Annotated in this window: 19 protein-coding genes; 18 read left to right on the top strand and 1 reads right to left on the bottom strand. The window is 60.1% G+C overall.

The window, feature by feature from the left end; all coding sequences use genetic code 11:
- Positions 1–1234: 1234 nt before the first annotated feature.
- A complete protein-coding gene (locus tag HDG32_RS14825; protein ID WP_184068206.1) occupies positions 1235–3295 on the bottom strand; it encodes a triacylglycerol lipase in 2061 nt (686 codons plus the stop codon).
- Between the two features lie 1267 nt (positions 3296–4562).
- On the opposite strand from HDG32_RS14825, the gene HDG32_RS14820 reads away from it, so the two are divergent.
- The 18 genes from HDG32_RS14820 to tssJ all read left to right on the top strand — a co-directional run bounded on the left by HDG32_RS14820 (position 4563) and on the right by tssJ (position 26533).
- The gene (locus tag HDG32_RS14820; RefSeq protein ID WP_184068203.1) at positions 4563–5537 is read left to right on the top strand and encodes an efflux RND transporter periplasmic adaptor subunit; all 975 of its coding nucleotides are present in this window, start codon (positions 4563–4565) and stop codon (positions 5535–5537) included.
- Positions 5534–8593 carry an efflux RND transporter permease subunit gene (locus tag HDG32_RS14815; RefSeq protein WP_184068200.1) on the top strand — a complete coding sequence of 1020 codons (3060 nt, stop codon included), beginning with the start codon at positions 5534–5536 and terminating at the stop codon, positions 8591–8593. The genes HDG32_RS14820 and HDG32_RS14815 overlap by 4 nt, the downstream gene beginning before the upstream one ends.
- Positions 8590–10086 (top strand): efflux transporter outer membrane subunit, encoded by a 1497-nt coding sequence (locus tag HDG32_RS14810; protein WP_184068198.1) that lies wholly within the window; start codon positions 8590–8592, stop codon positions 10084–10086. The genes HDG32_RS14815 and HDG32_RS14810 overlap by 4 nt, the downstream gene beginning before the upstream one ends.
- A 141-nt stretch (positions 10087–10227) precedes the next feature.
- Entirely contained in the window at positions 10228–11664 is a 1437-nt protein-coding gene (locus tag HDG32_RS14805) for a basic amino acid/polyamine antiporter (RefSeq protein WP_184068529.1), read from the top strand.
- Between the two features lie 69 nt (positions 11665–11733).
- Positions 11734–13161, top strand: a complete 1428-nt coding sequence (locus HDG32_RS14800) for a basic amino acid/polyamine antiporter (protein WP_184068195.1) — start codon at positions 11734–11736, stop codon at positions 13159–13161.
- Positions 13162–13477: 316 nt separating this feature from the next.
- Complete coding sequence (locus HDG32_RS14795; protein WP_184068192.1) at positions 13478–13774, top strand: hypothetical protein; 297 nt, start codon at positions 13478–13480, stop codon at positions 13772–13774.
- A complete protein-coding gene (locus HDG32_RS14790) occupies positions 13771–14028 on the top strand; it encodes a hypothetical protein (RefSeq protein ID WP_184068189.1) in 258 nt (85 codons plus the stop codon). Before HDG32_RS14795 ends, HDG32_RS14790 begins: the two co-directional genes overlap by 4 nt.
- 725 nt (positions 14029–14753) lie before the next feature.
- The gene (locus HDG32_RS14785) at positions 14754–15404 is read left to right on the top strand and encodes a response regulator transcription factor (protein WP_184023628.1); all 651 of its coding nucleotides are present in this window, start codon (positions 14754–14756) and stop codon (positions 15402–15404) included.
- A 254-nt stretch (positions 15405–15658) separates the two neighbouring features.
- A complete protein-coding gene (locus HDG32_RS14780; protein ID WP_184068186.1) occupies positions 15659–16207 on the top strand; it encodes a fimbrial protein in 549 nt (182 codons plus the stop codon).
- Positions 16208–16306: 99 nt separating this feature from the next.
- The gene (locus tag HDG32_RS14775) at positions 16307–17071 is read left to right on the top strand and encodes a fimbria/pilus periplasmic chaperone (RefSeq protein WP_260330353.1); all 765 of its coding nucleotides are present in this window, start codon (positions 16307–16309) and stop codon (positions 17069–17071) included.
- Between the two features lie 198 nt (positions 17072–17269).
- Complete coding sequence (locus HDG32_RS14770) at positions 17270–19921, top strand: fimbria/pilus outer membrane usher protein (RefSeq protein ID WP_260336471.1); 2652 nt, start codon at positions 17270–17272, stop codon at positions 19919–19921.
- A gap of 40 nt (positions 19922–19961) precedes the next feature.
- Positions 19962–20555, top strand: a complete 594-nt coding sequence (locus tag HDG32_RS14765; protein ID WP_260336470.1) for a fimbrial protein — start codon at positions 19962–19964, stop codon at positions 20553–20555.
- On the top strand, positions 20536–21291 hold the full coding sequence (locus tag HDG32_RS14760) for a DotU family type IV/VI secretion system protein (protein WP_260336469.1): 756 nt from the start codon (positions 20536–20538) through the stop codon (positions 21289–21291). The genes HDG32_RS14765 and HDG32_RS14760 overlap by 20 nt, the downstream gene beginning before the upstream one ends.
- Positions 21288–22967 (top strand): OmpA family protein, encoded by a 1680-nt coding sequence (locus tag HDG32_RS14755; RefSeq protein WP_184068180.1) that lies wholly within the window; start codon positions 21288–21290, stop codon positions 22965–22967. Before HDG32_RS14760 ends, HDG32_RS14755 begins: the two co-directional genes overlap by 4 nt.
- A 205-nt stretch (positions 22968–23172) precedes the next feature.
- Positions 23173–23706 carry a type VI secretion system contractile sheath small subunit gene (gene tssB / locus HDG32_RS14750; protein WP_184068521.1) on the top strand — a complete coding sequence of 178 codons (534 nt, stop codon included), beginning with the start codon at positions 23173–23175 and terminating at the stop codon, positions 23704–23706.
- A 46-nt stretch (positions 23707–23752) separates the two neighbouring features.
- Positions 23753–25255 (top strand): type VI secretion system contractile sheath large subunit, encoded by a 1503-nt coding sequence (gene tssC, locus HDG32_RS14745; protein WP_184068177.1) that lies wholly within the window; start codon positions 23753–23755, stop codon positions 25253–25255.
- A 109-nt stretch (positions 25256–25364) separates the two neighbouring features.
- On the top strand, positions 25365–25847 hold the full coding sequence (locus HDG32_RS14740) for a type VI secretion system tube protein Hcp (protein WP_184023663.1): 483 nt from the start codon (positions 25365–25367) through the stop codon (positions 25845–25847).
- 140 nt (positions 25848–25987) lie between these two features.
- Positions 25988–26533, top strand: a complete 546-nt coding sequence (tssJ, locus tag HDG32_RS14735) for a type VI secretion system lipoprotein TssJ (protein ID WP_184068174.1) — start codon at positions 25988–25990, stop codon at positions 26531–26533.
- The last annotated feature ends 5 nt before the right edge of the window (positions 26534–26538 follow it).

Genomic DNA, 26538 nt, shown 5'->3' with positions numbered 1-26538 from the left:
ATCCGGCGGGAGCCAGTTTTTACTGGGACGTCGCGTTAAGGGATCCCGAATCATGTATCGCGCGTTCTCTCAAACGATGCAGTCGCCGTTCCGCAAACGGTGTTCGCCACGGCGCAAGCTTGTCCTCAAATCAGATCCCGTTGCTGACCCAGCGTCTCGATCGACGACAAGAAAGTCAATCGCGAACGCGTGCCGGCCGCGATGAATTTGGCTGTAATCGCGTTAAGCCAACATCCCACCGTCGTCAGTGAGAGGGCACTTTAAAGATAGTTGATGTCGGCCGTCAGGCCTACCGATCTACTTACCCGCCGGGGAGACACCCAGGTAGACGTATTCGAAGGGATGCATCGCGACCGCGCCGATCATTTTTGGGCAAGCACCGGAGTAATGAGTGACTCGACCGCAACGAATGATCTCCGTCCGATCGTATGTCACGCCACCCGGATGGGCCTGCGTTAGACCACTCGTTCAGCGCGAAATCAACATCGCTGCTCTCAGATCATCCGCAAGAAATCCGTCGGACGATGGACGGCAGGATAGGTGAGGGCAAGCGCCCAAATCTCCCGAACGTAAAGAGTCTCTCCCGGCCCGCCCTGTGATATTGATTAGCAAGACGATCGCGCATCCGCAATGCGAGCGACTGTCAGTCGCCACGCGTGTGGCCAACTTGAACTTCAGCACATGCAGCAGTCGCGCATCGGCAACCTAACAATATACGGGGGCAGAACATCCGGTCGACTTTTGCGAACTAAATATCGAAAAACAAATGACTCTTAGCCAATACGAGCGAGAATTTTCGATTCTTCGGCCAATCTCGCCAACCGACACGGCGTGAAACATAGCGAAACGTCTTTTATGCGTGTCAACCTATTGTTTTGAAAGACTTTTTTCACCAATGCACGCCATTGTTTCACGCCAATCAGTCAAATTGGTGCACGATACCCCATCACTCCCACCAAACGGCGACAACACGCCAGAATGAACATACGTGGCCGCCAATTCGTAACATTTAATACGTAATTTGTAGCGAAAGAATTTCGAGCGGCCGTCGCGATCTTTCGAGCGTTCCGCTGACCTGACCGCTCATTCGAACCAATCTTCCGCGCCTGCCTCGATCACGCTGGCTTGATTCGGAACGCTGTACCAGTGATTCGATCAGAGCCCAGCAACAGCAAGCTCGTCAAGTCCGAGCCCAAGTCCGAGCCGCCGCAAAAGACAGCTGGCCCCTCCGCCATCACTTCGCTATCCGAGCCTCCCCGCAAACCTCCCCGCGCTGATCGATCTGCGCAATATCCTCATGCAAGATCCGCCGAATCTCGAGGATCGCCCGCGGCGTCTCCTGCACACTGTGTCCAGCAACAATCACCTTCTCCGACAGCGCGCCCGCGAGATGCGCGCTGCGATAAGGGACCACGCCATCATCGGAATCTTCGAGCGGCCCGTTTTCGCGGCGCCGTGCGATGATCGAATGGAAGCAAACCCGGGGGCTGATCGGCAACAGCGACGTCGCGCGAATCAACGGATCGGTTTCGCGCAGCTGTTCGATGCTGTTAGGCACATGGAAGGTCCGTCCCTGCGGTTCGATGTTCGTCGCCGTCTGCATCACTTCCTCGATCTCGTTGAGCAGGGCAAGCGGCAGACGCACGAGGTTGGCCGCCCAGCGCGACAGCCGGTTGCTCGCGAACGGCGTGCCTCGATGGGGGGCCGCGATAAATATGGCGCGCTCGATTTGCGGCATCGGCGTGAAGTTCAGTAGCCGATCGAGCCGCTCGTCCTCGCGATCGATATCGGTGCCCTCGGGCACGTACTTGTCCTCGAACGTCGCCCAAAGCGCGTCGCCGGAAGTCGACACGAGCAGCCGCGCCAGAACGCCGCCCATGCTATGACCAATCAACACCATGCCATGCGACGCCGGCGCCGTACCGTCTGGATCGAAGTGCGCGAGCGTCTGTTGCGTGGCGCGGCGGATGCGCGCGAGGTTGACCAGAATCGGCACGTTGGTCGGGTAGTAGACCTGCCACACCTGGAAATGCTGGCGAAGCACTTCATCGCCCTGAATATCGTTGGCGACGTTGACCCATGCCTCGGGGCTGCTCGCGAGGCCGTGCAGCATCAGAATGATCCGTCGATTGGGATCGAACGGTTGCATCATGTAGATGCGGGGCGTATCGATACCGTGTGCGCGTCCAAACAGCGTGCGCAACGATTGCCCGGCGAAGCCGGAGCGCGCGAGCCAGATGCCGTAGCCCGCGCTGAAGTTGGCCGAAAGTGGCACAGTCTGGCCGTGTCGCTCGACACTGTCTTCGCGATACGGATCATAGACGGACAGCACGACCTCATGCGCGGCAAGCACCTGTTCGAGCGTGCCCTGGCTGAACCAGATCAACGCGGTGACGTTCGGCGACGGCATCTCGCGGAAAAAGCGCGACGCCGGCCTTGGCCGACCCGCGGCTGCTGACGACACGCCGGGGTTGAACGGTGCGCTCGCGGGACCATCGACGCGGGCGGACACACGCGAGTCGGCGCTGGCATTGCCACTCGCATCGACGTCATCTTCTGGCGGCGGCACGTTCATCACAGCAACGAGTTCCGCCCCCAAACCATCGCGTCGATAAATGCTACGTATCCCCGCGAACGACAGCCGCGACGCCGGGATGACTTCGCGCGGTTCGCGCACGCCTTCGGGTAGCCGGGTTCGGCTCAGGTCGAGATGGATGGACCAGCCTGCGATGTACTGCGTGCCTGGCACGCCGTTGCCGGCATCGGTAGCGAGCGCGCCGCGCAGAAACAGCGCGTGGGCAAGTTCCTGCACCGCGTAGTTGTAGTAGTCACGGACCTGGGTCTGACGATCTTCGAATGCACGTTCGCCAGCAGTGCGTTCACCGAGGAACAGAAACGCATACGCGAATCGCGCGGCCCTAAGCCACAGATCGAATTGCGCGTCGCTCCAATCGCTGGCGTTGGCCGGCGTGTTGGTGATGGCCATCTGCAACGACAGTTCGGCGAGGCTCGACAATCGCCGGTCGGTATTGATTCCGCCGACGGTCGAGATCGTATTGATGCAATCGAGCGGCTCACGTTGGCAGGTGTTCCCATCGAGTGCCGCGATGTGCAGCGTGTCTCGCGTCGCGGCGCTCAGACGGCCGGTCGACAGAATGTCGCCGCGGCGCATCGCGATGTACTGCTCCGGGCCTTGCGAGCTGACGGTCACCATCGCGCAACCGCACAGAAGACCGCTGGTGAGCAGCGCGAGTGCCGCGCACCGCGATGTCCACGATGCGAGCGAGCGCGTCATGATGCGTCGAACCGGTTCGTGCGAGAGGGCAGCCGCGCTACGCCGATGCAAGCGATGAACGCTGGCGGCGGCCCGCGACGTTGCAATTGCCAACTTTCTTTTCACGCAGAGTTGGGTCACAAGGCCGTTGCCTCGCGCATCGAATCGATAACGCTGAGAACGAGTTACCTGTCCGCTGAGTACTCTACGCCCGACGAATTGCTGATGCAACCAACGCCGTCACCCACAGCGCGCCTGGCTTCAATGAGAGAGTATCCCGATCTAACAATCACGGCTGCTCCATCGGCGAAACGAAGATTCCTCGAAACCTATAGCATTTTTCCCCCATGGCATTTCGTGACTGGTACAGCAGAATAGCCATGCTTATATTTCATCAACAGAAGCCGAAGCAACCATAGAACGAGTCGGTATGACCGTAGCAAGTCGCGAATCGATTGACGGCTTGCGCACTGTTCGGCCATGATGCCTGTGACGAACTGAAAGGGGGCAATGACGCACGCATGACACGGGCAAACCACCAGTGAACTGCGCGAAGTCATGAACGCCTATGACGGCTTTGATATACCGCTTAAGGTAAGCAATCGATACGATCGTGCTGCGCCTGCGAGGCTCTTGACAACGAATTGTTTGGGAACTTTAATAATTTTGCAGCAAGGTTCAATCGAAGGGATCTGATTCAACGCTGCAATCCGCCCGCATCTTCATTCGTCTTCAGGTTTTGCGGAATCGTCGTGCATTCCATACAGGGCGGATTCGTCAATCTCCTCAGTCTTGCTTCGGCATGGCGAAGCAGTTTGGCAGTTCGACAGGATGCCTGATGAACGGAGCCGGAATGACGACACATGGGTTGCGGCTGTAGTCTGGACGGCCACAACACCATTGTCGCCGATACACTGGTTTGAACGACGTTGCCGGTCCGACAGAAGGGATGCCGCTGTTCCTCGAGTCTGACCTGGCCGTGGAAGTCGAAGCGGATGCACCCATCGGTCCACTGTTATGGGCCCCCTATGAATTGCTGAGCAACCTGTAGGGTCTCGTATTCGCCGGCCCGTGAGCTACGTTGCCGCCGGGCTTACGACATGGGTTGCGCCAGCAGTCAGCCGAGAACGTCATGAATGCAAACCGCTCCGATGCACCGCGGCCCCGCCGATCAGGCGGAATCGCACTGACCGGCGCAGTGTCGTGCGCGTTGACCTGCGCGCTTGTCGCTTCACTGTCGGGCTGCCAAAGGCAGACCGAAACACAGAGTGGCGATACGAGGCCAGCCGTGCAGCTCACCAGGGTCGAACCGGCCGACGCTTCCGCCATTCGCATTTTTACCGGGCGGGTCGAGCAGACCAGCATCTCGCCGCTCGCGTTCGAAGTATCGGGCCGCGTCGTGCAGATCGCGGTGCTCGAAGGCGCGTCGGTGAAACGCGGGCAACTGATCGCGCGGATCGACGAGGAACCCTACAAGCTGCAACTGCAACGCGCGAACGCGCAGTATCAGCAGCTGAGCGACAACCTGAAGCGCCAGGCGGTGCTGCGCAAGGACGGCATTCTGTCTCAGGCTGCTTATGAGCAGCTCTCGGCTGCCACGGACGCCGCACGCGCGTCACGCGACCTGGCGAGCCGCGACCTGCGCAATACCCAGCTCGTCGCGCCATTCGACGGCCGGATCGCTCGCCGCAACATCGAGATCCAGCAGCTCGTGCAGGCTGGGGCGCCCGCGTTCAATCTGGAAAACATCGGCCGTGTCGATGTCGGCGTCGATCTGCCTCAGAGCATTGCCGAACGGCTGTTCGTCGACAAGACGCTGAGAGCCGAGGCGTGGCTGCCCGAGCGGCCGCAGAACCGCTTCCCGCTAGTGTTCCGCGAACGGACCACGCAGACCTCGCCGACTTCGGCGGCCTACCGGCTCGTGTTCTCGATCGAAGGACCGCAAAGCGCGATGCTGTTCCCCGGCATGGCGATGCGCGTACAGATTTCCGAAACGGCGCGTCAGGTCGCGCAAAACGACAACAAAGGGTACTTCGCGATTCCGATCGCCGCGGTGTCGATCGGCGCGGACGGTCAGCGCAGTCTGTGGCGCTACGACGCCGCGTCCGGCCGTGTGCATGCGGTGCCGGTCAGCGTGCGCGAAATTCGCAACGACGATGTGGTCGTCGCGGGGGCGGTTGCGGCGGGCGACCGCGTGGTGGCCGGCGGCTCGCAGTTCATGAAAGAGGGAATGGCGGTCCGTCCAATGGATGCGCCTCAATGAATCTCGCGCGCCCCCTTATCGAAAAGCCGCTGATCGCGTGGGTTCTGACGCTCATCTCGCTGTTGGGCGGGATCTTCGCGTACTACAACATCGGACGGCTCGAAGACCCGAAGTTCACGATCAAGACCGCGGTCGTCGTGACGCTGTATCCGGGCGCGAGTGCGCACGAGGTCGAGCAGGAAGTGACGGACCGGCTCGAAAGCGCGATCCAGCAGATGCCGCAGGTCGAGAAGCTGACCTCGCGTTCGACACCGGGCTACTCTGAAGTCCGCGTCGAGATTCGCGACCAGTACACGTCGGCACAATTGCCGCAGGTGTGGGACGAGGTGCGCAAGTCGGTATCGGATGCACAGCCCCGGCTTCCGCCGGGTGCGGGACCGTCACTCGTGGTCGACCGTTTCGGCGACGTCTACGGGATGTTCTACGCGCTGACCGGCGAGGGCTACACGCAGGCGCAACTGTATGAGTACGCGCGCGAACTGCGCCGCCAACTGCTGACACTAGGCGACGTGTCCGACATCGTGATCGCCGGTGAGCAGCAGGAGCAGATCTCGGTCGACGTCGACCAGTCGCAACTGATCGCCAACAACCTGTCCACCGACGATCTTGCGCAGACGCTGTTCGTGCAGAACGAGGTTCGGCCCGCGGGCCGCGAACGTGTCGGCGACCTGTCGTTGCGGATTGCGCCGACCGGCTCGCTCGATTCGCTGCAGGCCATTCGTTCGCTGCCTGTCAACATTACGCCCGGCCCGCTGCTGCTCGGCGACATCGCGCGCGTAAGCCACGGCTACGCGACGATTCCGAACCAGGTCATTCACTATAACGGCCAGCCGGCGGTTACGATCGGTATCAGCGCGCGGCCGCGCGTCAATGTGGTGAGGGTCGGCGAGGAGATCAAGGCGAGGCTCGCCGAACTCGAGCGTAACCGCCCGATCGGCATCAAGCTGCACTCGCTTTACGATCAGCCGCAGGTCGTCGACGAGAGCGTGCGCGGCTTTATCTTCGACGTGTTCCTGTCCGTGGCGATCGTCGGTGTCGCGCTGGGCATTGCGCTCGGCTGGCGCGCGGGCATCGTGCTGGGCGTCGAGCTGTTCCTGTCGATCCTCGGCACGCTGCTGGTCATGTACGCGGCAGGCATCGAGCTGCAGCGTATCTCACTCGGCGCGCTGATCATCGTGATGGGCATGCTGACCGACAACAGCATCGTGGTGGTCGAGGGGATGCTCGTGAAGGTTCAACGAGGCAAGTCGCATCTCCAGGCGGCGACCGAGATTCTCAAACAAAGCCAATGGCTTCTGCTCGCGTCGACCATTGTGGGGATTCTGGCTTTCTCGGGCATCGGCCTGTCGCCGGATGCGGTCGGCGAATTCTGTGCCTCGTTGTTCGCCGTCGCTGCGATTTCGCTGCTATTCAGCTGGGTGATCGCCATCGCCCTGACACCGCTGTTCGGCACGTATCTTTTCAAGCCCGCGGACATCATCGATGACGACCCGTTCAAGTCGAAGCTGTACAAGCGTTACGGCGAGCTGTTGTCATGGGTCACCCGACAGCGCGTGTTCGTGGTCATCGGCCTCGTCGCGCTGACCGTGCTGGCCGGGTGGGCGTTCCGTTTCGTCGAGCGGAGCTTCTTCCCCGCGTCGACCACGCCGATCTTCTATGTCGACATGCGTTTGCCGCGCGGCGCCGATATTCGCGCGGTCGTCGAAAAGAGCCGCGAGGTGGAGAAGGTGCTGCTCAAGCATGCGGACGTCACCAACGTGCAGACGTATATTGGCTCGGGCGCGACGCGTTTCTTCCTCGTCTACGATCCGGAGGGGCGTGATCCGTCGTACGCGCAGTTCATCGTCGGCGTGAAGGACCAGGGCCTGATCGACGACATGATTCCGGAGATCGAAGCGGATCTGAAGAAGCGCTTCCCCGAACAGCATTGGACGGTCACGCGGCCGAACTTCGGCCCTGGCGGTGGCGCGGCCATTCAGGCACGTTTCTCCGGACCCGACCCGATCGTGCTGCGTCGCTTGTCTCAGGAAGCACAGAACGTGCTGAAGGCCGACGGCCGCATCATCGCGATTCGCGACGACTGGGAGAACCCGATCAGCATCGTGCGGCCGGAATTCGACGAATCGCGGGCGCGCTCGCTCGGTGTGACGCGCCGTCAGGTTAGCGACACGATGGCTTATGCAACCGAAGGCCTGCGGGCGGGCATCTATCGCGAAGGCGATCAGCTACTGCCGATCGTGCTGCGTTCGCCCGACTACACGCGTGGCGTCGCGGGTCTGCAGGACCTGCAGGTGTTCAGCGCGGGGCTGCGCCGTTACGTGCCGCTCGGCGACGTGGTCAACGGCTTCACGGTCGGTACCGAGGAAGGCCAGATTGCGCGCGAAAACCGGATTCGCACGCTGACGGTTTCGGCCAACCCGATCTATGGGCAGAACAGTGTCGACGCGTTCAACCGCATACGCTCCAGCATCGAGAACATCAAGCTGCCACCGGGCTATAGCTTCGAATGGGGCGGCGAGCACGAATCGTCGACGCGCGCGCAGCAGAGCCTGTTCCGTCAACTGCCGCTCGGCTTCATCGGCATGGCGCTGCTCGTGCTGATGATGTTCGGACGCCTGAAGCCGGCGCTCGTCGTGCTGCTCGTCGTGCCGATGTCGATCGTCGGCGTCACGCTCGGTCTGCTGCTATTTCGCGGCGCGTTCGGCTTCATGGCGTTGCTCGGTCTATTGAGTCTGATCGGCATGCTGATCAAGAACGGCGTGGTGCTCGTCGAAGAGATGGATTCGCAGATCGCCGCGGGTGTGCCGCGCATGCAGGCGGTGACCCACGGCGCGATGAACCGTCTGCGGCCGGTGATACTGGGGGGCGGTACCACGGCGCTCGGCATGGCGCCGTTGTTGTGGGATCCTTTCTTCAAGGACATGGCGATCACGATTATGGCGGGCCTTGTTTTTGCCACCGTGCTGACGTTGGTCGCCGTGCCGGCGCTGTATGCGATGCTGTTCTCGATCAGGCAGGCGGAATGGGAGCCGGGTCGACACCCGGAAGAAAAATGATCCGCGCGCGCCCTTATCTTCTCGCCCTCGCGGCCCTGCTGCTCGAAGCCGGCTGTACGGGTTCATTGCAGCTGCAAAAGCCCGCCGCGTTTCCGCCGCAGTATTCGGAGGCGCAACCGGGCGTGGCGACACCGATGTCCGAGCAGCAGCTCGCGGCATGGTGGACCCAGTACAAAGACCCGACGCTGAACAAACTGATCGATCTCGCGCTCGCGCACAACTTCGACATCGCGACCGCTTACGCACGGGTCGATCAGGTGCAGGCCGGGATCCGGCTGGCTCGCTCGCAACTGCTGCCGTCGGTCGGTGCTGGCGTGAGCGCTGCGAAGTACCACGGCGGCGAGACGCAGCTCGAATTCGCGGAATTCCTCGGCATCAACAATACCGATGCGCAGTTCTGGCGTGTCGGCTTGCAGGCGCAATGGGAGATCGACCTGTTCGGTCAGGGACGCGCAAGGCTCTCGGCGGCACGCGAACAGGCGCGCGCAGCCGCGGGCGACGCGGAGGCGGTACGCCTGAGCGTGGTGTCGGGTGTCGCGGATCTGTACGTCACCTATCGCGGGCTGCTGCGTCAGCGCACGATTTTGCTGCAGAGCCGCGCGATCGCGGACGACTTCGTCAACATCGCCGAGAAGAGCTTCAACGCGGGTCTAGTGCTGAGTACGGACATCGAAGCAGCGCGCGCCGGCCGCGCGCAGGTCGATGCGCGTTTGCAGGACGTGGACAACGGCATCGCGCAGACACGACTCAATTTGCAGAATCTATGCGGCGTGCAGCCCGCGGAATTCGCGGGGATTCTCGATGAAAGCGACACGCTGATGACCGCGCTGCCGCATATCGAGCCCGGCCAGCCGGTCGACCTGCTGATGCGGCGCCCGGATCTGATCGCGGCGCAGGCACGCGTGAATGCGGCGCTCAGGCAGTCGGATGTCGCGCGGCTCAACTACTGGCCGACCATGTCGTTGAGCGGTTTGCTTGCACGCAATGGTTGGGAGATCGCGGGTCAAGGCCTCGGGCCCAGCACGTTCTGGCTATTCGGCGCGGCGATGGCGCTGCCGCTGATCGACTTTGGCGCGCGGCGCTCGCAGGTGGAGTCGTCGGATGCGCAGGCGCAGCAGGCCATGTTGAACTACGAAAAGACCGCGCTCGGCGCGTTCTATGACGTCGACCGTGCGTTGGCGCGTTTGAACCGGCAGGACGAGTTGTTCAAGGCACGCAATGAAGAAGTCATGCGTCGCACCACGCAGTTGAGCCAGGTGCGACGTCGCTACGAACTCGGCGATACCGGCCGCGTCGATATCGATCAGGTGCGGGTTGCGCTGCTCGAAAGCCAGTCGTCGCAGGCGAGGGAAGAGGTCGGCGAACTGCAGGCACAGTTCGCGCTGTTCAGGGCGTTGGGAGGCGGCTGGTTGGCCAATCCGCCAGTGGCCTCGAATACACGAGCGCCGACGGAACCCGCGCCCGCCACCGCACCGGCACCGGCCGCACAGTGAACGACCAGGAGGAGTGCGGTCCGGTACTCGCAAGGCCGTTGGCTTCAGTCGGGGAGGACTGACAGGAGATGCGCAATGCACGCGTACCTGCTCCGCGTAAGTCCCTGTCTGGAAGAAATCAGCTTCTCTGAAGGGTGGACGATGGCAAGCCAGGTCGAGACGAAACTGTCGTTGCCCGCATTGACCGCGATGGTCGTCGGCTCAATGGTGGGCGCAGGGATTTTCTCGTTGCCGCGCAATTTCGCGCGCGCGACCGGACCGTTCGGCGCGGTTATTGCATGGTGCGTGGCGGGCATCGGCATGTATGCGCTGGCGCGCGTCTTTCAGGCGCTCGCGCAGCGACGGCCCGAGCTCGATGCGGGGGTGTTCGCATACGCGCGAGCGGGCTTCGGCGATTATGCGGGCTTTCTATCGGCATTCGGCTACTGGATGGCCGGCTGCTTCGGCAACGTGTCGTACTGGGTGCTGATCAAATCGACGCTCGGCGCTTTCGTGCCGGCCTTCGGCAACGGCAATACGGCGACCGCGATCATCGTGTCGTCGGTGGGCATCTGGCTGTTTCATCTGGTGATGCTGCGCGGCGTCCAGCAGGCCACGATGATCAACACGATCGTAACGGTCGCGAAGTTGATTCCAATCGTGCTGTTCATCGTGATGCTGATCGCGTTGTTTCGCGCCGACATGTTTCGCGCGAATCTGTGGGAACGCAGCGATCAGATCGGCAAGGGCTTGTTCTCGCAGGTTCGCGCGACGATGCTCGTCACCGTCTTCGTGTTCGTCGGTATCGAAGGTGCGAGCGTGTACTCGCGCTATGCGAAAAAGCGCTCGGACGTCGGCGCCGCGACGATCACCGGCTTCGTCGCCGTGCTGTGTCTGCTGGTGCTTGTGACGCTGCTGCCTTACGCGACCTTGCCGCGCGCCGATATCGCAGTGATGCGCCAGCCGTCGATGGCCGCGGTACTCGGCGCGCTGCTCGGCCCATTCGGAGTCGTGTTCGTCAGCGCCGGTCTGATCATTTCGATCCTCGGCGCGTACCTCGCATGGTCGCTGATCTGTGCCGAGGTGCTGTTCGCCGCCGCGCGTCTCGAGACGATGCCGCGTATCTTCGCGCGACAAAACGAGCGCAAGCTGCCGGTCGCCGCGATCTGGCTCACGAGTACCGTGGTGCAGTGTTTCGTAATCAGCACGTACTGGTCGACCGATGCGTTTGCGCTGATGCTCAATCTCACGAGCTCGATGGCGCTGATTCCTTATTTTCTCGTGGCCGCATACGGCATCAAGGCCGCGCGTGACGATAGTGGACAGAATGGCGGCACCTTGAGCGGCGCGTTGCGCACCGAGTATTTCATCGCGATGTTCGCGACGTTGTATACGGCCTTTCTGCTGTTCGCGGGCGGCCTGAAGTTCCTGATGCTATCGGCGCTGCTTTATGCGCCCGGTACGGTGCTGTATGTGGTGGCCAAACGCGAGCGCGGCCAGCGGGTGTTTTCGAAAGTCGAGTGGGTCATCTTTGCCGTCGCCGCCTGCGGCGCGATTGGCGCGCTGATCGGCCTCGCGGCCGGCACGATCGTCATCTGAGCGGTCGATCATCGTAGTCGCACGAGCGCGGCTCGATCGGAACGTGTTCGCGGGAGAGCGATCGCAGCAATGGACAAGCGCGTCAGACTTTCAGCGCCGGGCCTGATGGCGATGGTGATCGGCTCGATGGTCGGGGTGGGCGTCTTTTCGCTGCCGCAGGCGCTCGGCAAATATACCGGCGTAGTCGGTTCGTTGATCAGCTGGACCATCACCGGCTCCGGCATGCTGATACTCGCGCTGATCTTTCAACGGCTCGCATGGCGCAAGCCGGAACTCGACGCTGGCGTCTACACGTATGCGCGCGTCGGGTTTGGACGCTACACGGGATTTCTGTCGGCGTTCGGCTACTGGTGCGCCAGCTGTCTCGGCAACGTGGCGTATCTCGTGCTGATCAAGTCCGCGCTCGCGATCGTCGCGCCTTCATTCGGCGCTGGCAATACGTTTAGCGCGATCGTAAGTTCCTCGCTGATGATCTGGGTGTTTCACTTTCTGATACTGCGCGGCGTGAAGGGCTCGTCGGTAGTGAATGCGTCGATGACGGCCGCCAAGTTGTTCGCGCTTGGACTGTTCGCGGTGCTCGTGCTATCGAGTGTCAAGTGGCAGTTGTTCGTCGCGAACCTGTGGACCGTTCCCGAGCCGTCGGCGACCGGTCTGTTCGGCGAGGTGCGCAAGACGATGTTGGGCACGGTATTCGTGTTTCTCGGCGTCGAAGGCGCGAGTGTCTATTCACGGCATGCACGCGAACGGCGCGACGTCGGGGTCGCGACCGTACTCGGCTTTCTCTGCGTGCTTGCGTTGATGGTCATGGTCACGTTGTTGTCGTATGGCGTGTTGCCGCTCGAGCAGTTGGGCACGCTGAAAAATCCGTCGATGGCTGGCGTGCTGAGCGCCGCGGTCGGCGCCTGGGGCGCGGTCGTGGTCAAGCTCGGTCTGTTGATATCGGTACTCGGTTCTTATCTTGCATGGACGTTGCTCGCCGCCGAAATTCTGCACGCGGCGGGCAAGAGCCGCACGATGCCCGCGTTTCTCGGGCGAGAAAACCGCCACCACATACCGGTCGCCGCACTGTGGATGACGAGCCTCGTGATTCAGGCCTTTCTGATCGTGACGCTGTTTTCGAAAGAAGCGTTCACGCTGGCCAAGGAGTTCACGACGTCGATGAACCTGATCCCGTATCTGCTCGTCGCCGGCTATGGGTTGAAGCTCGCAGCGAGCGGCGAATCGTATGCGGGGCAGCCGTGGTCACGGCGCATCGATTTCATGCTCGCGCTGCTGGGCTGCGGCTACGCGCTCTTTCTCGTGTACGCGGGCGGCCTGCATTATCTGTTGATGTCGACCGTGCTTTATACGGCGGCGACCGTGTGGTTTTACATCGCCGAGCGTCGCAAGGGGAAACGGCCTGTGTTTGCGCTGCTCGAACGCTGGCTGTTCATTGTAGTTTTGCTTACCGGGCTGGTCGCGTTCGTCGATCTCGTGCGCAATCATTTTGCGGCCTAAGGCTCCCGCTCCCGCTCGCGCGCCGCGCGGCTCACATGATCGCGGCCTGGCGAATGCAGCGGATGAAATAGTCGGCCGGGCGCGTGTGAATCGCGCCTCCGCGCTGCATCAGATGCAGTCTCGCCGTGCGCGACGTTTCAATGAAATCCAGCTTTTTCATCTTCAACGATCAGGCACTGCCGATCGGCGCCGCCTACTGGGCCACGCTCGTCGAGCAATACCTTACAGCCTGAACTTCGCCAATTCGCGTTTCGCCGACCCGGCGTGCTGCCGGGCCGGCGGCCAGACTACGTCCATATCGGGGATCGGCCTGTGGGTGCTCGGCAATCCGGCTGGCTTTCTGCTGCGGCTCGAAGGATTCCCGCGCGAACTGCGCGGGCGATCGCTCGGGATCATCTATAGCGTCGGCGTGACGTTGTTCGGCGGTTTCGCGCCGTTCGTCGTGACGTGGCTGATTGGCGTGACGGGCAGCGGCTATGCGCCGGCCTGGTACATGAGCGCGTGCAGACTCGTCAGTCTCGTCGCGCGACCGTATTCGACGAGCGCATTACCGATTAGTGACCGGAGTCACCGTCGTTTTCATCCGGCCATACACAACAGGAGAACGAAATGAACGCACAGAAATGGCTGAAGCTGGTTTGCGCGAGCGCGGTCGTGTTCGCTTGCCTGAATGCGCACGCGCAGCCGCAAGCGGGCGGATCGGGTCCCGCGGCACAAGCTGCGGCGAGTTCGGCGCCAACCGCGGGCGAGATCAAGGCTACCAACCGGCAACTCGTGCGGGACGTACGCCCCGCGCATTCAGAAACGCACGAAGCCAGGGACTACGGGCCAGCAACATTACAGTGCGCGCGGATAACGGCGTCGTGACGTTGACGGGCAGCGCGCCGACCACGGACCTGCTGTCGCGCGGTCCGCTAGAAGAAACACGGCGGTGACGCCGGCGGCGATGGGGCATTGCGACGGGCCGACTGGGCTGGATCTTGAAAGCACTTCTTGCACCTATGACGCATATAGGACTCTGCTGACTTTTTTCTTGTTAGCGCATCGTACAATCCGCCTCTGCGCAAGGCGAAGATGTTTTAATTCCTCGCCGACGAGTTGGGGTGCGTTGCGCTATCCCATCTTCATGATTGATCCATGCTAGGTTGTATGCCCAAAAATTGCTTTGTCTTTACCAAAGCACACCGGCTTTCTCACCTATTTTGCATCGTTTTAAAAAACAGTGGTTCGAAAACTTCTATTTGCGTGGTGCCAAAATGCTTTTGTGGAACGATCAAGACAATTTGATATGCGCTATTTGGACTGCACCGACTGGTGCGCTTAGATGATAGGCGTTCCCCACGCCGTTCGCTTCATTAGAAGCAGGAAGGTTGCGGCTCTCGATCTTGCTGCTGAGGTGTGCGGCTAGGCCCACGCAAACGCAGCGTCCCGTGGCGACACACAGGATCAGGGAAGTCGGCGAGTGGATGGGACGAGATGCCCTGCGCCTTTCTCATCATGTAACGGCGTGAAATGACATGGTACTTTGGCGACAAATCATGCAGGGTGTTTCGGCAAGGAAAAGGTATTCACCTGCGTGGTATGGAGTGTGAGTGAACAAAATAAGAGTGGGTATCGCCGACGATCATCCATTTATTCTCCTCGGCGTCGAGCATCTTCTTCAGCGTTGTCCTGACATCCAGGTCTGCTTCAAAAGCGAAAGTATTGGCCTGCTTCTCCAGCGGCTGGTTGAAGTGCCAGTCGATGTTCTTGTGTGCGACTACGAATTCGAAGGCGATCCGTATGCCGACGGTCTCAACCTTCTTGACCGGATCCGGCGTGTCGCCCCAGCCATACGAGTCGTTTTTCTGAGCACGCATTCTTCCACGCACATCATTTCAGCTGCGCTCAACGCGGGGGCGGCCGGCTTCGTCGGCAAGGGTCCCGAGGGCTTTGTCAGCCTTACCGCTGCCGTTCGCGTTGCCAAAAATAAAAGCGTGTTTCTGCCTGATTCCATTGCGGACAAGATGTTGCGCGCAACGGGGCGCGCAGCGCAAGGCGGATCTTCTCTCAATTTGCTATCTGAAAAAGAATCGACGGTCGTGCGGATGATCTGCGACGGGATGTCGATCGCAACAATTGCCGAGCGGCTCAATCGCAGTCCCAAGACCGTGAGCAATCAGAAGAACGCTGGCATGAAGAAGCTCGGTGCCAGAAACGACGTAGAACTCGTCACAATCGTGCGCGAGTGGTCCTGCTCGTAGCAATTGCCGCGATTCTCAGGCGGATTCTGTCGTTCTCGTGGCGCCTTCTCCCTATCGTATGGTGGTCCTGTCACCTGTTCAGTTCGAGGAATCGACACGTCGTTTCTCGACTGACCTATTTGGTCTTTCATTTTGGGTATTGGCCCATTAACACCGATCTTCTTCAATGAGATCATTCCTCTGCCTTGACGATCGCTGGACGTCCCGGCTTCACAAGGGTTTGTAGTTCTGAAATGGCAACAAAGAGGAATCTCATGAAAAAACAAGTAACGCAACTCATGATCGCGCTGATGGGCCTGTCCGTCGCGCCGATGGTTTTCGCTCAAGCTGTACCGGGCACAGGTCAGGTAACGTTCAATGGAGAACTGTATGACGACACCTGTGTGATCAACTCGGGTGACGAGGACCAAACGGTCACGCTGCCTCGGGTGTCTTCGCAGACGCTGCCTGCGGCTGGCGTAGTGGGCGGGTCCACGCCGTTCAACATTTCGGTGTCGCAGTGCCCGGCAACGCTGACCCATGTCGCGGCGCATTTCGAGACCACGAACATGGACCCGGTTACGCGTAATGCCATTAACCAGGCAACTACCTCGCCGGCCGCGAACGTCGAAGTGCAATTGCTTGACCACAATGTCACGAGTGGCGCGGCGCAGGTGCTTCCGCTGGGCAGCACGGGCGAGTTCGTTGCTGTTGGGAACGACGGTACGGCAACGATGTACTACGCCGGCCAGTACTATGCAACAGACAGAGCCACGGCCGGTAACGTGACGGCTGTTGTTCGCTACACGTTGGCATACCAGTAAGCGAATCTAAGCCGAATGGCATCGGGTTGCTCTTCTAGTTCGAAGGCAACCCGAAGTGGCATTCCGCTTATCTGTCGCGTGGAGGAGCGAGTGTCTTCAATGAAGTTTCCAATGTTGTTCGCCGCAGCTGTCGCCTTAAGTGTGACCTCGTTTGCTGCACAAGCTGCTATCACCATTACCGGTACCCGAGTTATTTATCCGGCGCAAAACCGTGAAGTCAATGTTCGTTTGAACAATGTTGACAGCCGTCCGGTCCTGGTCCAGGCGTGGTTGGACGACGGCGATGCGGCAGCTGCCCCGAATGAAATCAAGGTGCCGTTCACGTTACTGCCGGCGGTATTTCGGGTCGAGCCTCACAGAGGGCAGGCTTTGCGCATCATGTTCACAGGCGGCGACATGCCGAAGGACCGTGAGGCTGTCTATTGGCTGAACGTTCTCGAAATTCCGCCGAAGCCCAAGGACGCTGATGACCGGAACATGATTCAGCTCGCGTTCCGAACGCGTATCAAGATGTTCTACCGGCCGGTATCGTTGCTCGATGACCCAACGGCGGGGCGGGCCCAGCTGAAGTGGCATGTCGAGGCAAATGACAAAGGTCAGAGCATCGTTCGTCTGGACAACCCATCGCCCTACTACATTTCCGTCGGCACGGCAGAGGTAGAAACGGCAGGCAGGAAAGTCGCTCTTTTGCCCGATATGGCACCGCCGTTCGGGCACGTCGATCTCCGTCCACAAGATGGAAAGCTGGATATCAAAGCTCCTGCCACCGTTTCCTATACGGTTCTGAACGACTTCGGTACAGCGATCAAGGACTCGGCGGAAGTGACAGGTGCTCAAAGCGCGGAAGCGCAAAAGAATCAATAATTGAAATACGGGATGTCGGGCGTGCGGAATAGTAAGACGGCGGTTGAAAGAGTATTCAGTAATGTCCCTTTCCGGTTTCACCCACTGGCTTGGGCGGCAATCATAGCGTCGGGCTGGGTCTTTTGCTCAAATTCCGCGGTCGCCGCGTGCGCGCCGGACTCAGCGGCGACGCCATCCAGCGACTGCTCGGCGTCCGAGTTGCCGCAACAGGCAGCCGGTGTCGACGGAGAGGCTGCGCGTACGGATGCGTCATCTACCGCGGCGACATCAAATGCGCCCGCTGCGGAAGTTCCGCAAGAAGTCGAGTTCAATCCAGCATTCTTTACGGGCAACGTCGCCGATTTGTCACGCTATACGCGAGGCAATCCTGTTGCTCCCGGTGTTTATCCGCTCGAACTGCTCGTCAATGGTAAGAAGCGTGGACGCTTCGATGTCCTGTTTCAGGCAGTGCCGGGCTCGGATATCGCAACGCCCTGTTTCACGATGCCTGGCCTCGACCGCGCTGGCGTAGATACCGAGCGCGTGGCCCAGCGGTTGAAGGAAGCAGGAAAGGGCGACTTCGACGATACGGACGCGTCAGTGCAATGCGTCCCACTGGTTGAAGCCGTACCGGGATCGGTTGCATCGTTCAACACCGCCGATCTGCAACTCGATCTGTCGATTCCACAGATCGAATTGCGCAAGGAGGCTGCCGGTTACGTTGATCCGTCCCGTTGGGACAACGGGATCAACGCAGGCTTCGTGCAATACAGTCTCGCCGGCTATACGACTCACCAGAACAATGGTAGCGGAGACTTCAGCAGTGTCTACCTCGGTCTGCAAAGCGGATTCAACGTGAACGGCTGGCGTTTCCGCCAGTGGTCCACGGTAAGCTCGCAGAACCGGGGTTCCGGCACGCATTGGCAAAGTGTCGCGCTGTTTGCGCAACACGATGTCACGGCGCTTAAGAGCCAACTGACGATCGGCGACAGCTCGACGAGCGGTGACGTCTTCGACTCATTCAACGTGCGTGGCGTCCAGCTTTCGAGCGACGACCGCATGTTGCCGGATTCCATGCGCTCCTACGCGCCGGTTGTGCGTGGCGTGGCTGATACCAATGCACGCATCATCGTGCGTCAGAACAACATCATCGTGGCCGAGACCAGCGTGCCGCCGGGGCCGTTTGAACTGAACGACCTGCCGGCTACGGGTTATGGCGGCGACCTTCAGGTCACTATTACAGAATCCGACGGCCGTCAGCGGACTTTTCTGGTGCCGTTCGCGTCCGTCCCGCAGTTGCTGCGGCCTGGTGTTGCACGTTTCAATCTGACGACCGGTGTCTATCGCGATACCGTGCTGAATAACCATCCGTGGGTGGCGCAGGCGGTTTATCAGCGCGGCCTGACAAACCTGTTGACCGGCTACACCGGTGCACAGTTTGCGGAAGGTTACTGGGCTGGCCTGGTGGGTGTCGCGCTCAATACGCCGCTCGGCGCATTCGCGTTTGACGTAACGGCGGCGGGAACGAATATTCCCGGCGTGTCTGGTGGTCGTCCCGGCTACAGTACGCGGATCAGCTACAGCAAGCTCCTTCCAGGGCCCAACACGAATTTTTCGGTTGCGGCTTACCGATACTCGACCTCACGCTTCTATAGCCTGCATGACGCGATGTACGCGCGATATGGCTCCCGAGACACCACGGGTCAGTATGACTACCGTACGCGCAGCCGTCTGCAGCTGAATATCAACCAGCCAATCGGCGAGTCGAGTTCTTTTTATATCGCCGGCAGTTCGCAGAACTACTGGGGCGCGTCGAAGGGCTACGATCTGCAATATCAGGTTGGTTTCAACAGCGCGTACAAGCGGGTGTCTTACTCGCTATATGCGCAACGCACGCGCCTGCAAAACTCGAAGATCAGCACGCAGGTAGGTTTGAACCTGACGATTCCGCTCGGCAAGGTCGACTCGAACGAGCATCATATGTTCGACTATCTGACTACCAACGTTTCGCGCGGCTCGAACGGGGATAGCACAATTCAGGCCACTGCGTCGGGCAACACGAGCGGAGCCACGCCGATCACCTACGGTGTCAACGCGTCACGGGTCGTCGCCGGCGACAATCGGACCGTTTCCGCGGGTGGTTATGCGATGTATCGCGCGCCGTTCGGTACCTACAACGTCAATGCATCGATCAGCAATCAGACCCGTCAAGCCGCGTTCAATGCCGACGGCGCGGTCGTCGTTCACAGTGGCGGCATGACGCTGAGCCCGCCGCTTGGGCAGGCGTTCGCGCTCGTCGAAGCGAAAGGCGCAGAAGGTGGCCGGATCATCAATGGCCAGGGTGCAAGGATTGACGCTAACGGCTATGCGGTGGTGTCTTCGCTGATGCCATACCGGGTCAACACGGTCGCGCTGGATCCGAGCGACGTGTCGCTCGACGTTGAACTGGGCAACACGAGTGAGGAAGTCGTGCCGCGCGCGAGTTCGCTCGTCAAGGTGAAGATTGCGACCACGCAGGGCACGCCGATTTTCGCCGAGGTTTTGGATCGGGAAGGCAAAGCCATGCCGATGGGCACCGAGTTATTCGACGAGTCCGAGAAATCGGTGGGCATCGTCGGTCAGGGTGGCCTCTCGTACCTGCGCGGCCTCGAGCACGAAGGCAAGCTGCTGGTGCGCTGGGGCAATCGCGCAGCGGAGCAGTGCGTGATGCCCTACACGATGCCGGACGACGACAAGGCGGACAGCGGTCAGCGCGCGGGGATCGTTGCGCGCATCAAGCTGAGCTGTGATCCAGCGCTAATCTGGTCTCCGCCGGCAAAGCCCGTAGCGCGACGTTCAGCGGGCGCGGCGCTTGTCAGTTCGCTTCGCTGAAGTGCGAAGGTCGATACCCGGTCAGCTCCAGCGCTGCGGCTTGGATGATTCCGCCGACAGTAGAGGTCAGAAAATGAAAAATATTTGTAGATACTTTCGGATTGCCGGACTAGTTTCCGGATTGATCGCAGGTGCGCTGTTGGGGTCGGTTTGCGTACATGCGCAAGGCTCGCCTTCGGTCACGCTCAATTTTAGTGGCACCTATAACGCGACGACGTGTGCGCTGGTGAGTTCGCCCGACATGACGGTCACGTTGCCAACGCTTTCGACGCGATCGCTGCCGACGGCCGGAGTTATAGATGGCTCAAAGTTCTTTACCATCACGATCCAATGTCCAAGCGGTGTAACGGGGGCGCGCGTGTATTTCGAGAGCGGTTCGTCGACCGATCCCAACACCGGGAATCTGGACCTGCAGAATGCGAGCGGGGCGGCGTCGGCAACGAATGTACAGGTCATGCTGGCCAATGCGGACGGATCGCGGATCAAGGTCGGCGACCGGTCTACGATGAGAGTCGTTCCGATCACGTCCACGGATCCGACGCCGGTGGATTTCATTGCCAGCTACTACGCAACCGGTCGAGCCACGGCTGGCACCGTCAATACATTCGTCACCTATGTCGTCGAAATGCCCTGAGGGTGCCGGCGCGAATACGTTTCTTATTATGTTTGACTCAACAGTCGCGCTCATGCGAGCGACTGCGTTGCATGCAGCACTGCTGTCCGACGGCGCGGAGCTGCCGGCTATTCCTTTTTGGCGCGCGCGTTGCAGTACGTTGGTCGAGACGCTACAGCAGCAAATGCTGGATCGAACTTTTCCGGCAACGGATATCCGGGAAGTCAGCCTCGCACAATGCGTTCTGCTAGATGAACTGACGTTGCATGCATTGCCGTCCAGGCAGCGCGAGGAATGGTTGCGTGAGCCGCTGCAGATGCGTTTTCATGGCGTGCGCGACGGCGCCGCATGGGTATGGCACCGGATCGAGGCGGTGGTGGACGGCGGCGATCCGGACCCCGCCGGACTTGAGTTCTACACCATGTTGCTGGGGCTGGGCTTCGACGGCGGACGCGAAAACGCCAACGCATACCTGGAGCGTGCGAAATCGGCGTTGAACGGGCATCTGCGTAATAAGGCGGCGTTCTCCATACCCGACGCACCGGATAACAGCATGCCACTGACCAATTCGCTTCGGCCGTCGGACGTGTCACGGATCTCACATTCACGCAGAACCGCCGGCGGGGTGATTGCTGGCGCGGTTGCCATCGCGTCACTATGGACGGCGATGGACCTTAGTCTGGACGTTGCGACACGCGGTCTACCTCAAACGTCGTCGCCGCAGAGTAGTCCTATGCAGACGGAGCGTTCGCAATGATTTCCGGAAACAGCTGCCGGGCGGCGCTGATCTGGATCGCTGTCTCCGTAGTTGGACTGATATGGCTATGTTTGCCGCTTGCTCTCCAACCATCGTGGCCCGTTGTGCTCAGTCTTGTTCTGTTGACGGGGGTGGGCGCCGCCGTTTTGCCAGCTTACGGGCGATCGCATCCGACCCACGAGCATCAGGATTTTCAGCTCGGGAATGTGCGTCAGTTATCGATCGTTCTCGTCGTCGGGCCGCATGCCGGCGCGTTGTTTGCACACGATGGCCAGACATCCACACTGCGACGTAACGGTGATGCGCTGTGGTTGCGTGTCCGGTCCCCGCAGCAGTTGTCCAGCGTGTTGGCCACGGTGATGGAGTCGCATCAACGTCCGCCGGATGCCGTGCTGATGCCCATTGTTCCCGACGGTGAGTGCGACGATGCTGTGATTCGCCGCGAATTTTCCCGCTGGAAGCATCAAATCGACGCTTGCATCGGTCCCCGGGCGTTCGTATTACCCTGCTATATCGCGATCTACGCGTACCTCGGCTCGAATGGCGACCACGCAGTGGAACCGGTCTGGTTCGGCGATGCCATGAATATCTCGACGATGCAACCCGCGACCGCAACCGCGCGGCAACATGTGCAGGCGCTCAGGCAACAGCTGGATCAGGCTTGGCTCGCTGTCGCCCACCCGGAACGTGCGTCGCGTGCCGGTCTGGGGCATGCAGTGTTCGACTGGCTAGAAGATGAGGCGCTGCTATCGATACTTTCATCGCTCGCGAACACCGCGCCGTTCTCGCTGCGCGGCTTGCTGTTGGTCGACATCGGACACCCACCGATGCGTCCAGGCGCATGGACGCGATGGCTCACCGGCAAGACCGCGCTGCGGCCGCTGCTGACGAGGCCGAGGGCTCAACCGAAGCCGCTGTCTCTGCCTTTACTTACGACCATCGCGCGGAACGACAGATTCCGGGTTTCGAAGAGCGAGTGGGCCCGGTCGTATTCCGGAAGCTTGCACGCGTTGGCTGCGTCGGCGGTCGTCCTGATGGTGTCGATTGGTGGCTCCGCATGGTCGAACAGCAGGTTGGTCACGCGAGTCGCCGACGATCTCGAGGCTTACACGCATATACCCACAGCCCGCGCGGATGCGAAGCGTGAGCGATTCGAATCGTTGCGCAGACAATCCGCCGAGCTGGCTCGCTATGCGAGCAACGGTGTGCCGACCGGGCTCGGCTGGGGACTGTATCGGGGCAAGCAGTTGCAAGTCGCGCTTGAACGCGTGACCGCGACATCGCATTCCCCCACGATCGCCGCGCATTCCCCGCCCCTTGCTGTGACGATCGACAGCCTCTTGTTATTCGACAGCGGCAAGACGACGCTCAAGTCAGGTGCAGAGCCACGGCTCCACGCGGTTCTCGATCTGATTCGCGCGAATCCCGACAAGCGAATTCTCATCGCGGGTCATACTGACAACGTGGGTGCCAGCGTCGCGAATCAAAAGCTCTCCGAGGCACGCGCGCGGGCCATCCGCGATTGGTTCGTCAACACGGCTACGTTGCCCGTCACACGTTTCGCAATTCAGGGGTATGGCGATACCCGGCCGATCGCCGGCAACGAAACTAGTCAGGGGCGCGAGATGAATCGTCGTGTCGAAATCACCGTTGTTCCCGATTCAGGCACGCACTGAAAGTACTCGTCGCGGGTAGCCCTCTGGGAGCCTGCGTTCGCACACGCCAACCCGGCCTCGCTTTTGCGAACGGGACAGACTTTTGGGCAACCGCCCATATCGCCGCGCTGCTCCGAGACATAACATCTTCAGCTTGCGGACTTCATACGAAAGCGAGCGGTGTCGCCGCTCCTTCTTTTACTTGAGCGAACAACCTCAGAGCACTATGTCGGCTTCTACCAGTTCTCAAAAATTCATCGCACGTAATCGTGCCCCCCGCGTCCAGATTGAATACGACGTCGAAATTTACGGTTCGGAAAAGAGAGTCGAACTCCCGTTCGTGATGGGCGTCCTCGCCGACTTGTCGGGCAAGCCGCTCGAACCGTTGCCCGCCGTCGGCGATCGTAAGTTCTTCGATATCGACATCGAGAACTTCGATGAGCGAATGAAGGCCATGAAGCCGCGTGTCGCGTTCGCGGTGCCCAACACACTGACGAACGAAGGTCATCTGATGGTCGATATCACGTTCGAAAGCATGGACGACTTCTCGCCCGCAGCCGTCGCGAAGAAGGTCGACGCGCTTGCGCAGCTACTTGAGGCGCGTACGCAACTCGCCAATCTTCAAACGTATATGGATGGCAAAAGTGGCGCGGAAAACCTGGTCAGCAAGGTGTTGAGAGACCCAGCGTTACTCGAAGCGCTCGCAAAGGCGCCAAAGCCGGAAGCGGCATCCGCCGGCGAACCGGTGACCAACGAATGATTTTTGCTTTCCGCACGAAAGCACAGCCTGAAACAATGGGGAAATGATGGCCGAACTTCAAGCGAACACGCGCGCCAAGGCAACGGCGAGCGTGACCAATCAGTCCGATTTCAATGCACTCCTATCGCGCGAGTTCAAGCCCAAAACGGAGCGCGCGCGCGAGGCTGTCGAGGGGGCTGTCCGGACGCTCGCTCAACAAGCACTGCTTACATCGGCAACGGTGTCCGACGACGCGTACAAAAACATAGAGTCAATTATTGGGGAGATCGATCGCAAATTATCCGAACAGATCAACCTGATTCTCCACCATGAAGATTTTCAGAGTCTTGAAAGCGCATGGCGTGGGCTTCATCACCTCGTCGCGAACACGGAAACGGATGAGAAGCTGAAGATCCGCTTTATGGATGTGTCGAAGGACGACCTGCGTCGCACGATGAAGCGCTATAAAGGGATTGCGTGGGACCAGAGTCCGTTCTTCAAGCAAATTTACGAGGAAGAATACGGGCAGTTGGGTGGCGAGCCGTACGGCTGTCTCGTCGCCGACTACTACTTCGATCACACGCCCGCCGACGTCGACCTGCTAGGCTCGATTGCAAAGGTGGCGGCAGCTTCGCATGCGCCGTTCATTACGGGCGCGGCACCGTCCGTGCTGCAGATGGACTCGTGGCAGGAACTCGCCAACCCGCGCGATCTGACGAAGATTTTTACGCAAAACCTCGAGTACGCACCTTGGAACTCGCTGCGTAGTTCGGAAGACGCGCGCTACATCGGCCTTGCAATGCCGCGTTTCCTTGCACGTCTGCCGTATGGCGTCAAGACGAATCCGGTCGACGAATTCAATTTCGAAGAGGCGACCGCCGGCGCGGATCATCAACGCTATGTATGGTCGAACGCGGCCTACGCAATGGCGGTGAACATCAACCGTTCGTTCAAGAACTACGGTTGGTGCACGCTGATTCGCGGCGTGGAAAGCGGTGGGGTAGTTGAAAACCTGCCGTGTCACACGTTCCCGACGGATGACGGTGGCATCGACATGAAGTGCCCGACGGAAATTGCGATCTCCGACCGCCGCGAAGCGGAATTGTCGAAGAGTGGTTTCATACCGCTCATTCACCGCAAGAACACTGACTACGCGGCGTTCATCGGCGCGCAATCGTTGCAGAAGCCGGTCGAGTACCACGATCCCGACGCAACTGCGAACGCGAATCTATCGGCACGTCTTCCGTATCTGTTCGCGTGCTCGCGCTTTGCGCATTACCTGAAGTGCATCGTGCGCGACAAGATCGGCGCATTCAAGGAGCGGGACGAAATGCAGCAATGGCTCAACGAATGGGTCATGAACTACGTTGACGCCGATCCCGCGAATTCGTCGCAGGAAACCAAGGCACGTCGACCGCTGGCCGCGGCCGAAGTGGTCGTCGAGGACGTCGAGGGAAATCCGGGATATTACCAGGCGAAGTTCTTCCTGCGTCCGCATTTCCAACTTGAAGGTCTGACGGTTTCTTTGCGTCTCGTCGCGAAGCTGCCGCTCGTGAAGGATGCAGCCTGATCTGACGTCTACCGTTCATTCGGTGAATGAGCGACGGACAGGCGCTCACTAAATATGCCTGACTTTCATTGAGCATCTTTAAAACTAATCGGTACCAAGGAGTATTTTTATGGCGCAAGACATCTTTCTCAAGATTAACGGGATTGATGGTGAGTCGGCAGACGCTAACCACAAGGACGAAATCGATGTTCTGAGCTGGGCGTGGGGCGTTACGCAGCAATCGAATATGCACGTTGGTTCCGGTGGTGGCGCTGGCCGAGCCACGGTCGACGACTTCACGTTTGAGCATTTCATCGATCGTGCAACGCCCAACCTGACGCAATACTGCCTGACCGGTAAGCACATCGACGAAGCCAAACTCGTCGTGCGCAAGGCTGGCGGTAATCCGCTCGAATACATCAAATTCACGATGAACGACGTGCTGGTTACCTCGGTGCATCCGTCCGGCGTCAGCGACAGTGAATCGCGTCCGTGCGAAACGGTGCGTCTGTCCTTTGCTCGCCTGAAGCAGGAATATGTGGTGCAGAACGCGCAAGGCGGTAGCGGCGGTGCGATCACGGCGACCTTCGATATCAAGAAGAACACGGCCTAAATCGCACATTTTCCTGAATCTTGGCACGACGACCCTTTTGTCCGGGACGCCGTGTCAAGGTTGTTAACCGGGATGCCCGGCTGGATGCAGGCATCCTGGTTCATTCAGGGCGATGTGCGAGATCACCTTGATACCGTCAGATGGTTTCGATCTTTTTTTCCCGCTTCACGATATGGCTGCGTATCGGGGGCTGGCTAGCCCTAAGCGGGGCGAGCGCATGGCTGTCCGGGTGCGCTACCGCGTCGGCTCCCGTTGTCAAGGAGCGAACGACCCTCCGGCTTCAGATCGCGGCAAACGAGAACGTCAATCCGAACGAGTGGGGAACGGCGGCGCCGATCCTCGTGCGGATCTACGAACTGAAGTCGCCGACGGCGTTTCAAACCGGCGACTTTTTCACGCTGCAAAGCGACGACAAAAAAGTCCTTGGCGACGATGTGCTGGTCGTTGACGAATTTATTCTGCGTCCCGGCGATACACGCGAGATCGTCCGGAAGTCGAACCCCGCCACTACCGCAATTGGCGTGCTGGCCGGCTACCGGGATCTCGGGAAATCGGTCTGGCGCGCGGTTTACCGGTTGCCAATCGCGCCCGACGCCGCATGGTACAGGATGGCTCTTCCAGACAAGGAACAGAAGCTGACGATCCAGCTCGATCAGCGCACTGTTTCGATTTCAAAGTCAGACTAATTTCG

It is taken from the genome of Paraburkholderia sp. CI2 (genome assembly GCF_014201055.1).
Classification (GTDB): domain Bacteria; phylum Pseudomonadota; class Gammaproteobacteria; order Burkholderiales; family Burkholderiaceae; genus Paraburkholderia; species Paraburkholderia tuberum.
This window is presented reverse-complemented; position numbering and strand designations above follow the sequence as displayed.

What these genes read in the sequence shown, in the direction of transcription:
- tssC (WP_184068177.1), top strand. Translation starts at nt 23,753, where the DNA reads ATGGCCGAACTTCAAGCGAACACGCGCGCCAAGGCAACGGCGAGCGTG.
- HDG32_RS14775 (WP_260330353.1), top strand. Translation starts at nt 16,307, where the DNA reads ATGAAGTTTCCAATGTTGTTCGCCGCAGCTGTCGCCTTAAGTGTGACC.
- HDG32_RS14760 (WP_260336469.1), top strand. Translation starts at nt 20,536, where the DNA reads ATGTCGTCGAAATGCCCTGAGGGTGCCGGCGCGAATACGTTTCTTATT.
- HDG32_RS14755 (WP_184068180.1), top strand. Translation starts at nt 21,288, where the DNA reads ATGATTTCCGGAAACAGCTGCCGGGCGGCGCTGATCTGGATCGCTGTC.
- HDG32_RS14800 (WP_184068195.1), top strand. Translation starts at nt 11,734, where the DNA reads ATGGACAAGCGCGTCAGACTTTCAGCGCCGGGCCTGATGGCGATGGTG.
- HDG32_RS14815 (WP_184068200.1), top strand. Translation starts at nt 5,534, where the DNA reads ATGAATCTCGCGCGCCCCCTTATCGAAAAGCCGCTGATCGCGTGGGTT.
- tssJ (WP_184068174.1), top strand. Translation starts at nt 25,988, where the DNA reads ATGGTTTCGATCTTTTTTTCCCGCTTCACGATATGGCTGCGTATCGGG.
- HDG32_RS14810 (WP_184068198.1), top strand. Translation starts at nt 8,590, where the DNA reads ATGATCCGCGCGCGCCCTTATCTTCTCGCCCTCGCGGCCCTGCTGCTC.
- tssB (WP_184068521.1), top strand. Translation starts at nt 23,173, where the DNA reads ATGTCGGCTTCTACCAGTTCTCAAAAATTCATCGCACGTAATCGTGCC.
- HDG32_RS14805 (WP_184068529.1), top strand. Translation starts at nt 10,228, where the DNA reads ATGGCAAGCCAGGTCGAGACGAAACTGTCGTTGCCCGCATTGACCGCG.
- HDG32_RS14780 (WP_184068186.1), top strand. Translation starts at nt 15,659, where the DNA reads ATGAAAAAACAAGTAACGCAACTCATGATCGCGCTGATGGGCCTGTCC.
- HDG32_RS14825 (WP_184068206.1), bottom strand. Translation starts at nt 3,295, where the DNA reads ATGACGCGCTCGCTCGCATCGTGGACATCGCGGTGCGCGGCACTCGCG.
- HDG32_RS14790 (WP_184068189.1), top strand. Translation starts at nt 13,771, where the DNA reads ATGAACGCACAGAAATGGCTGAAGCTGGTTTGCGCGAGCGCGGTCGTG.
- HDG32_RS14740 (WP_184023663.1), top strand. Translation starts at nt 25,365, where the DNA reads ATGGCGCAAGACATCTTTCTCAAGATTAACGGGATTGATGGTGAGTCG.